Source organism: Terriglobus sp. YAF25, from assembly GCF_052113305.1.
Taxonomy (GTDB): Bacteria; Acidobacteriota; Terriglobia; order Terriglobales; family Acidobacteriaceae; genus Terriglobus.
Genome location: NZ_JBFRCY010000126.1, coordinates 1 through 7,799, shown reverse-complemented (window position 1 = coordinate 7,799; position 7,799 = coordinate 1). Strand labels below are relative to the sequence as shown.

General features: G+C 56.9%; 6 protein-coding genes and 1 pseudogene. 4 read left to right on the top strand and 3 right to left on the bottom strand.

The annotated features are described in order from the left end of the window. The 4 genes from AB4043_RS07145 to AB4043_RS07130 form a co-directional block, all read left to right on the top strand. The coding region (locus AB4043_RS07145; RefSeq protein WP_442306753.1) for an MFS transporter at positions 1-656 on the top strand (656 nt) is incomplete at its 5' end. Between the two features lie 110 nt (positions 657-766). Continuing rightward, a complete protein-coding gene (locus tag AB4043_RS07140; RefSeq protein WP_442300231.1) occupies positions 767-1,225 on the top strand; it encodes a hypothetical protein in 459 nt (152 codons plus the stop codon). Between the two features lie 130 nt (positions 1,226-1,355). After that, complete coding sequence (locus AB4043_RS07135; RefSeq protein ID WP_442306752.1) at positions 1,356-2,837, top strand: multicopper oxidase family protein; 1,482 nt, start codon at positions 1,356-1,358, stop codon at positions 2,835-2,837. Positions 2,838-2,853: 16 nt separating this feature from the next. Further along, positions 2,854-4,440, top strand: coding sequence for a TolC family protein (locus AB4043_RS07130; RefSeq protein WP_442300229.1), 1,587 nt, complete (start codon positions 2,854-2,856; stop codon positions 4,438-4,440). A gap of 56 nt (positions 4,441-4,496) precedes the next feature. Here AB4043_RS07130 and AB4043_RS07125 read toward each other — a convergent pair whose 3' ends face one another. The 3 genes and pseudogenes from AB4043_RS07125 to AB4043_RS07115 form a co-directional block, all read right to left on the bottom strand. After that, positions 4,497-5,882, bottom strand: a complete 1,386-nt coding sequence (locus AB4043_RS07125; RefSeq protein WP_442306751.1) for an aminotransferase class V-fold PLP-dependent enzyme — start codon at positions 5,880-5,882, stop codon at positions 4,497-4,499. A 46-nt stretch (positions 5,883-5,928) separates the two neighbouring features. Continuing rightward, positions 5,929-6,522: a RidA family protein gene (locus AB4043_RS07120; RefSeq protein ID WP_442300227.1), complete on the bottom strand. Its 594-nt coding sequence runs from the start codon at positions 6,520-6,522 to the stop codon at positions 5,929-5,931. A gap of 71 nt (positions 6,523-6,593) precedes the next feature. Beyond that, positions 6,594-7,799, bottom strand: a pseudogene (locus AB4043_RS07115) (TonB-dependent receptor); the annotation flags it as partial.

Sequence of the window (7,799 nt, the reverse complement as noted above, 5' to 3'; positions counted from 1 at the left end):
ACCTGATCCAGATCCAGCACTACACGGCAACTCAGGCAGGAGCAGCATTTTTGCCCTTTGTGGTGACCATGTTCGGGCTCTCGCGCTGGGCAGGCGGTCTGGTTGCGCGCTACGGCTCACGCCTTCCGCTGACAGTGGGACCTCTGGTTGCAGCCAGCGGCATCGCACTCTTTGCGGTCGTTCCGCAGAACGGGAGCTACTGGACCGCATTCTTCCCTCCCGTCGTAGTGATGGGGTTGGGTTTGGTGATCAGCGTCGCTCCTTTGACGACGACAGTTATGAACGCCGTTCCAGATTCCGAGTCCGGGCTTGGTTCAGGAGTCAATAACGCGGTCTCCCGCCTGGCCGCTTTGCTGGCTGTAGCTGCATTTGGCGCGGTTCTGGCAACGGTGTTCAATCATTCGCTCGACCAGCATCTCTCCCAACTGGCCTTGAGTCCCGAGATTCGTGCACAGGTCGACGCCGCCCGGCCGCAGTTGGCGGCCGCTCACAATCCTGCTCCCGCGGTTCAGCACGCGATCACCGAATCGTTTCTGAGCGGCTACCGCACTGTGATCTGGATCGCGTCGGCGCTCGCGGTTTTGAGCTCGCTTACGGCGTGGCTACTGATCGAGCCAGGCATACCCTCCTCAGTAGAATCGGATCGGAAAAAGTAACGAACCAATTTGTGGTTATCCCTTCCGGGAAGGAAATCTCCATCGGAAAGTGGTACAACTAAAATGGAGAACGATCTTCTGCGTGAAGAAAGCAGGGGGATCAAAAGGAAATGCACAGGGTTCGAACCATCGTCGGAACGGTTGCGGTCATCCTGGCCCTGGTTTTTTCCTGTGTCTCCGCTCATTGTGAAGCCCTCTGCGATCTGGGGCAGATGAAAGCCGCCGGCGCAGCAGGTTCAGACGCATCCGCCCACACGCAAGCCGTCTCCAAAGCCCAATCGAGTGAGATGGGCGACATGGCCGACTGCGGGGCTATGCATATGACGGAAGCGCAAACCGATGCGGGATGCTACGTCGTAAGCTCCGGGCATCATCTCTGCGGGCATGACGATGCTGCTATTGCCGAATCAATGCGCGATTGGCAGCCGAGCTGGACTGTCATTGCAGCCGTCGTCGCGGGATTCACCGCGCAACCTGTTCTTCAGGTTTCTCATGCGTCGTTTCCCACGGAAGAGCCGCCGCCAGGCCCTCTTACTGCTCTCGAACTGACCTCCATACAGCGCGTTTAGGCATAGTTCTTTTCACGCGACATATCTATGTCGCTGGCAGGAGTGTGCCGTTTCGCTTCTATTTCCTTGAAGCTCACAGCATTCCGCGCCGGTGACGCCAACTCTTTGTCCTTATTTCAATGGAGTTTTTATGGCGAACCGCCGCTCGTTTCTGCAGAGCGCATTTGGCCTGGGAGCCGCTTTTCTTTCGGCGAACAAGCTATCCGCGTCCACACCTCAATCCGCTGCTGAACAGTTGAAGCGCAAGCGTACTCAGGACCGCCGTGCGGCCTTTAATATCCCGGTCGTCACGACCGATGTCGGCGATCTCCCCTACACAATGGATGGCAACACCAAAGTCTTCCATCTGGTGGCTGAGGTAGTGAAACAGCAGATTCACCCTGATAAGACCATCGATCTCTGGGGTTTCAACGGAAGCGCACCCGGACCCACCATCCAGGTGAATCAGGGCGACCATGTCCGCATCATCTTCGATAACCATCTGCCGGAGCCGACCTCCATCCACTGGCATGGATTTGAAGACACCATCCAGAACGATGGTCAGCCGGCGATCAGTCAGCCTCCGGTGAAACCTGGCGGGCGATTCATCTATGAGTTCGACATCCACCAGGAAGGCACCTACTTCTATCACTCGCACATGGCGATGCAGGAGATGGCCGGCATGCTCGGCGCCTTCATCATGCATCCGAAGGAGCCCTATCGTCCCCACTGCGACAAGGATTTTCTGATTCATCTGCAGGAGTATGCCGTCCTTCCGAATAACACCGTTCCCAACACCATGAACATGGAGTTTAATTGGCTGGTCTTCAACGGGAAATCTGCACCGGCATCCACTCCGCTCATCGTGCGGCTCGGCGACCGTGTACGCATCCGCTTTGTGAATCTTGGGATGGATCATCATCCGATGCATCTGCATGGACACACGTTCTACACCACGGGAACCGAAGGCGGGCGTATTCCTGAGGCAGGCTGGTGGCCGGGAAATACCGTGCTGGTGGGGGTTGCGCAGGCACGCGCTGTGGAGTTCGTTGCGAATAATCCAGGCGACTGGATGATCCATTGCCATCTTCCACATCACATGATGAACCAGATGTCCTCTGTCGCGGGAAAGATGACGCGGACAGCCGGGATGCCTGCGGGCGGCGCGATGAATACCGGAATGGGCATGCTGACGGGCGAGCCTGGCGCGCCGACGGGAGAAGGCTATGGCCCCGCTCTCGGTCGCGGTCTCGGTGGTGTCGGCAACGCGAACGAGACCCCATCCACCAACGGCCCTCTCTCACAGCAGAAGGCGATGGATGCCATGCCCGGCATGCAGCACAACATGAGTGAGAGGCAGATGGCAGATATGGCGAGCGATGTCGCCGGCAATGCCAATGACGTTCCCAACTTCCCGCAGGATGCGTACATGGAAGGGCCAATGATGGTGATGGATGAGGCGGTGGAACGGCCGGAGAACTTTGGCCTCAACGCCGGATGGAGCGGTTTTATGCAGGGCATGATGACCTTTGTGCGCGTGTTGTCGCCGGAGAAATATGACGAAGTGATCTCGCGTATGAAGCAGGCGAACCGTCCCAACGATCCCTACCAAACTATTCTGGAACGCGCCTGAGATGAGGAGCCGTGTCATGACGATGAAACTCTATGTTCCTTTTGCGATGATGCTCCTCTTCGGTAGCATCTCCATTGCGCAGGGCCAGGAACACAATGCAATGCCGTGCATGGAAGGTATGGAGATGCCCGGATGCCCACCAGTCAAAACGCCATCTAACCCGCAGCCGAAGCAGGAGCCCAGCATGCCGGGTATGCAGCATCAACATCCGCCGGCGCAGACCTCTTCTCCACAGAGTGGGCAGAGTTCGAGCACACACGCCACCATGACGCTGCAGGAGCCGGAGAACCCTGAGCACAAGACAGGATCGAATCTGCCTGCGCCGGAACTGCTCAAGGAGGTTGCTGCACAGCCGCCCATGAATCTGGATGACTTCATGAAACTGGCCGATGCGAATAATCCCACGATCAAAGAAGCGGCCGCCTTTGTCCGCAGATCTCAGGAGAAGGCCCGGCAGGCAGGCTTGTACCCGAACCCCACGGTCGGCTATCAGGGCGAACAGATTCGTGGCGGCGCCTATCATGGTGGTGAACAAGGAGCCTTCGTCCAGCAGACGATTGTTCTTGGAGGAAAGCTGGGGCTGCGGCGGGATATCCACGCTCAGGAGAGCCGCTCGGAGCAGATCGGTGTGCAGGAGCAGACATATCGCGTGCACGCCGATATTCAGCAGGCATTTTTCGATGCACTGACAGCACAGGAGACGGTGCGCCTGCGGCAACAGTTACTGGCAATCGCGCTCGACGCGGTTGAGACCGTGCATCAACTGGCAAATGTAGGTCAGGCGGATGCTCCGGACATCCTGCAGACGGAAGTCGAATCGGAACAGGCGAAGGTGGAGTACACCATTGCGCAGAGGCATTATCTTGAAACCTTCCGGGTCCTCTCTGCTCTCGCAGGCAAGGGCGATCTTCCCATCAGTCCCTTGCAAGGAGAGCTGGAAAAGACTCCCGATCTCAACGCAGAACAGATGACGGACAGTGTTGTCTCAGAAAGCCCTACGGTAAAGCGGGCGCAGCAGGAGATCGTTGTCGCACAGGCGCGCCTTAAGGATGCCAAACGGGAAGCGATACCGGACCTGCAGTTGAAGGCTGGGGAACAGTACAACTTCGAGAGGATCGAAGGCGCACCGGACAAGGCAACCGGCCCACAGAGTTTTGCCAGTGCCGGTGTGAATATTCCGCTATGGAACCGGAACCAGGGAAATGTGCAGGCAGCCAAGGCGGATATCGAGCGCGCCGAACAGTCGCTTCGCCGCGAACAGCTATCGCTGCGTCAGCAGTCAGCACCGCTTGCACAGTCCTATGAGTCTGCTCGGTTCGAAGCAGACCGCTATAAGACCCAGCTCATTCCTCGTGCCGAGCGCGCCTATCAGCTCTATCTGAATAAGTATCAGAACATGGCCCAGGCGTATCCGCAGGTGCTTGTCTCGCAACGAACGCTCTTCCAGCTGCGTGTTGGATATGTGAAAGCGTTACGTGAAGTCTGGCGTAATGCGATTGCTCTTCAGAACTACACCTTGAGGGGAGGTCTTCAGGCTCCCATCTCAAGCGATACTCCAAATACGACGATCAATCTTCCTAACGCGACTGGAGCGCAGGAGTGAGATCGATACAAATAAAATGGGCGGGCCAATGCGATCGGCCCGCCCATTTCTTTTTGTCAAGCCTTCGGTGCTTCGCTGAAGATCTGCACGAGCCGGTCCGCAATGATCTTGTCCTCGCCATCTTTGATCTGCCAGAGAGCGAAACCAAAGACACTCGGATCGGAAGGACGACGACGGCGTTCAGAAGCTGATTTCTCGGGAGCGTTGGGGTCGCGTCCGCGAWGGCCGCTTGCGCCGGCGCCCATGCTCCCGATGCCAATTGGCCGCGTATCGGCGAGCTTCTGCATGACCTCCGGCCCGGTGATTTTTAGCTTCGCCGGATCGATATGCCAGCTATAGTGCGGCGTCACATTACCCAGGGCCTGAGGATTGAACTCCCGTGGAAGGGCAGTTACGCCAAACTTCTTGATGGCGTCAGTAATCACCTGGGCGCGTGCATCGTACATCTTCAGCACTCCGTCGTAGTCCTGGTTAACGAAGAGCTCCAGGGCTTTCAGCAGCGCGAAGATAGTCTCTTTGCCGACTTTGCAGGGACGGCCGATACGATCTTCCTGCGGACTCATGTTAAGCATCGACCAGCGGATCAGTTCTTCCTTACCGATGAGAACGCCGGAGGCTTGTGGACCGCAGATATCCTTACCGCCGCTGAACGTGACCATGTCGAAGCCAAGTGCGGGATACTCCCACAGGCGTTCTTTCGGTGGCACATCCGCAGAAGCATCGTTGAAGGTATAGATATTGTGCGCCTTGGCGATGGCGACGGTCTCAGGGCCGCTGACCTTGCCGCGGTCTGACAGGATATTCGTGAAGTGGATCGCCAGTGTTTTTGGATTGATGGCGGCGATCATCTCCTCGCGAGTCTCCACCTCGATCAGCTTTGCGCCTGTCTGGCGAATCTGATGGTCGAAGGGATAACGGTGACTCTTTTGAATAATGACCTCAGTCCGAGGGAAACCACTCACGTCCGGGCAGGAAGTGATGCGTGGTTCCAGGTCTTCCGTCATCATGCCCGCATATCCGACAACCATGGCGGCAGCGGCGCCGGCCGTCACCAGGCCGGTGTAGCCTTCGGGAGACTTGCATAGCTTTGCAATAAACTTCCCGGCTGCGACTTCCAGCTCATTGATCAGGACAAAGTGCTGGTTGCCCTGGCGCATCAGCTCCATGACCTCGGGTCTCATCACTGAGCCGCCGATCACGGTTACCGTTCCATTGATATTGATGAGCGGTGTGACTCCAAGCTCGGCGTAGATATCGCCGGTAGAACCAAGGCCAGTTGTAATGGGCACAATGGGATGGCCATCGACAGGGGGAATGGCCTGTTTGCCCTTTTTGGAAAACATCCCTTCGGCATTAAGCCTGGAAGGGCTGAGTAGATTGCCGGTTGACGCCGCAAGCATGGATAGAAAAGAACGGCGATTCCAGCCGGATCCGAGATTCATTCATTACTCCTTCTTTTGCGTTTTTCTTCGTTGGTGGATGAACCGGTCAGGCAATCACTCGTGCGCTGCCGACAATTTCAATGAGGGAATCCCCGGGAATCCATTCCACCGCCATGCAGGCACGGGACGGGGTTTTTCCCGGAGTGAAGTATGTCGCATAGATCTTATTTAACGCGTCATACTGCGCCTTGTGGGCGTCAAATCTGGCTTTTCCTGTAGGCGTGGGATTACTGTCGGCAAGCGGCAAGCAGAGAAAAACCTGCAGGTTGAGAATGCTATCCATGCTGCAGCCATTCCGCTCAAGAGATTTCTTCAATGCATCCATGGTTCGGGTGACGTGCTTCTCAAAGGGATCGGTCACGGTAACGTGATCTTCTTTGGGATACCCGTCATTCGATCCGGTTCCCGAAAAGTAATAGATGCCGTTATAGGTGTGGTTGCCGGTGGGGCGGGGCCTGTTGCCTTCCGGGGAAGAAGGCGCGGTGGGGGGTGGAACCGATTGTTGTGCTGGAGTGGATTGCTGCGCTGGAGTCGATAGCTGCGCTGGGAGCCTGGACGCGCCCGTAAGGATAGTTGCCATCGCCGCCAGCTTTCCAAAGAAGCTGCGCCGTGAGTTGGTCTCCGCGAAATTCTCAATCACTGAAAGGGATCCTCCTTTGTATCGTTTTGGTTGAAAGCGACCTGCCTCATATGAGGCAGGTCGCCTGCGTTCTAAAAGTGGTACTTGACGGAGAGTTGCAGTTGTCTCGGGCCAGAACGTACTGCGGTGATCTGACCGAAGGTGGAAGATGTCACGTTGCTGGTTGGATTGCTGAGGTACGCGCTGTTGAAGACATTGTCCGCATCGGCGCGGAAGTTGACCTGTTGCTCACGCCAGATCGTGAAGTCCTTGGTCACCGATGCGCCGTAAGTCTGGAAGCCGGGTGCGCGTTCCGAGGTGGGACGCGCGGTGCCGAAGAGGCCGGGTGCCGGCTGGCCGTAAGCGCACAAGCCGTTGTCGTCGACGGTAACGATCTTTGTTACCGCGTCTGTCTTGGTTCCACAAGGCTTTGCGGAAGGATCGGTGCCAAACCAGTTGTTGATGGAACGGTTGACGATCTTGAGCGCGCGATAGTGATTTGCGCGTAACGAGTTTCCGTTCACGCCGGACGTATTGTTCGAGGTGTTGATGTTGACCGGGAAGCCGCTGTAGGAAACACCGGTCATACCGATCTTCCAGCCACCGATCAGTTCGTCTACGATCAGCGGCATGTTGGCGCCGAACAGGCGCTTACGGCCAATGGGAAGATCGTAGACCATGTTCCAGTTGACCGCATGACGAACGTCCTGGCCGATGGGGCCATACTCCGAATGGAGATCGTAGACGTTCTGTGCATATGCGCTGGCTGCGGTGATGCTGGGAACACCATAGAAGCCGGTGCTGTTGGTATTGCCATGGCTCCAGGTGTAGTTGACGGTGTATTGCAGGCCATGCCATTCACGCTGACGGAAGCTTGTTTGCATGGCATTGTAGTTCATCATGGCGTTGGAGTCGGTGTAGCGGATCACACCGTTGTAGCCCACACCGGGTGTCGCATAGAACGGGGCCGGCGCTTGCGCCAGGCAGGTTGCCGATGGAGTAGCGGTCACGGCTTGAACAATTCCGTTGATAACGCAGGGATTGTGAAGCTGGTTCCGCTGATTGGCCGTCACCAGATGCTGTCCGGCCTCACCGACATAGCCAACCTGGACCGAAGCCGTATTGTTGAGCTGATACTCCAGGGTCAGGTTGTAGATGCCAATGAATGCGGGCTTTATCTTCTTGTTCCAGACGTTGTAAACGTTGGAGCTAGCCGTGCCGCTGCCGAATCCATTTTGTACAAGGAAGAAGCTGCCAGCCCCACTGGGGCTCGCCTGTACGCCGGTGGCCTGATAGGT

What these genes read in the sequence shown, in the direction of transcription:
- AB4043_RS07140 (WP_442300231.1), top strand. Translation starts at nt 767, where the DNA reads ATGCACAGGGTTCGAACCATCGTCGGAACGGTTGCGGTCATCCTGGCC.
- AB4043_RS07135 (WP_442306752.1), top strand. Translation starts at nt 1,356, where the DNA reads ATGGCGAACCGCCGCTCGTTTCTGCAGAGCGCATTTGGCCTGGGAGCC.
- AB4043_RS07130 (WP_442300229.1), top strand. Translation starts at nt 2,854, where the DNA reads ATGACGATGAAACTCTATGTTCCTTTTGCGATGATGCTCCTCTTCGGT.